This window comes from Thermosporothrix hazakensis, assembly GCF_003253565.1.
Taxonomy (GTDB): Bacteria; Chloroflexota; Ktedonobacteria; order Ktedonobacterales; family Ktedonobacteraceae; genus Thermosporothrix; species Thermosporothrix hazakensis.
The window spans coordinates 1-1,578 of sequence record NZ_QKUF01000083.1 but is presented as its reverse complement, the minus strand read 5'-3'; the positions used below and the strand labels follow the sequence as shown (position 1 = coordinate 1,578).

The window sequence follows — 1,578 nt, the reverse complement described above, 5'->3', positions numbered from 1 at the left end:
CTGATTGGACGCTTCTGTTCAAAAGAACAGGCTTAGAGATGCATGTGCTGGATGAGACGGAGGTTCTTGATTGCTCAGGATACCAGGATGAAGCAGTCTATCAAACCATCTTGCAGGACCTGCTCCGATTGCTGAATGGAAATGGAAATCGTCAGGAAGAGAGAAAGGAACATCTTCCTGGTAAATGAAGAGGAGAGACGATGGGGGGAGTATCTAGTCGCTTCAATGCTTCTGAGAGATTGGACCAGAAGCCTTGTTGTGAGGGAAGATAGGTCGAGTTCGAAGAACGCTATTCTGACGGCTTCGGACGAGAAACCCATATTACTCATGAGAATGGAAAGTCCTAAGCTGGAGGGAAAGAGCCTGAGGGCTGTGTATCTCTTACCCACGTGATGTCGATGCAGGCTTGTAAGGAGGTGCTGTGTGAACTGGACGCGCAGAGGATTGGGGATCCAGGGCGTCAGTATGAGATGAGTTCAAGTGGAAGCCCTATTTCCGTGCTTGCGGAGGCCCGCGCGATGCAGATCACTTTTTGTGAAGCTGACGGGCTTGGAGTGAGCGAGCTGCGGATACTCCAAGCTGCGATGCGAACTGCTGCGGGGGTGTAGCGGCTATCATGCGGCAGAAGAAGCCCTGTCAGCAGCGCTCTCAGAGCTGCTCTCTTTATCAGGTGGCCATCGCGGCGCTGCTGGGAGAAGCGCAAGACCTTCAGAGTCCTGTCTGGAGCATCGAGCCGAGATGGAGTGGCATCCTCAGGTTGATGCGGCTCCCCTGGGGAGGCCACTGCAAGCCCTTCTCGGCACACAGCTGCTTCCGATGTCTGAGGCGCCAGCCGCCACCCTCATCACCGCCTTGCAACGAAACCGAGTCCTCTGTTCCTTTCGCTGGATCTGCTTCATGGGACGGAGGGCTTGGTGTGGTTTGATGGTCTGTGTTCAGAGGGAGCGAGGTGCTGTTCTTCTGTGTGGAGAGAGAAGCGTTCTGGTGTTTGCTTTGTCCTCAGGGGAGAACGGAGGACGTGTGCTTGCATTGCGTTAGGGACAGAGGGATGCTGTGTCCCCGGCACGGCGGTGAGGAGGGGCCGGGGGACAAGACAAGCAGAAGAAGGGAGAGCGTCAGGTTCCTCCCGGTTTTCTCGTTATCAAGGACCGTCATCCTGATGATGAGAATGAAGCTCTCCGAAGGAACATCGTCGTACGATCGTGGAGGAAAAGGACCTTTGGCTGCTCGCTAGTTTGTCATGTTGCGACCATCTCCACTCATGTTGCCAAGGAAGCTGACGAAGTGACTTCTCTTGGAGGAGGAGGTGGTGGGAAGGATGATGGGTGATGGGCCGTCGCGTCCTCCAGGATCTTCTTGTGATGGCGTTTTTGTCGGATATGACGTGGGTTTTGGGTATTCATGTGGGCTCCCTCTGCTTCTTGTTGTCTGTTTTGCCTGGCTCTTGAGGAACAGCGAGGGCTGTCACTCCTCCTCCAATCTGCTGACAGGGATGCTGGTGTCGCGTCAGCACGCATAGGGAGCTGTGTGAAGCGGTGCCTGTGGAGTTGCCCCTGTGGGTGTGGCTGCGGTGGAAGC

The 1,578-nt window shown here is 55.3% G+C and carries 1 protein-coding gene; it reads left to right on the top strand.

Annotated elements, in window-relative coordinates:
* On the top strand, window positions 1-188 hold a 188-nt coding region (locus tag EI42_RS33690; protein ID WP_211326460.1), incomplete at its 5' end, for a hypothetical protein.
* Window positions 189-1,578 lie beyond the last annotated feature (1,390 nt).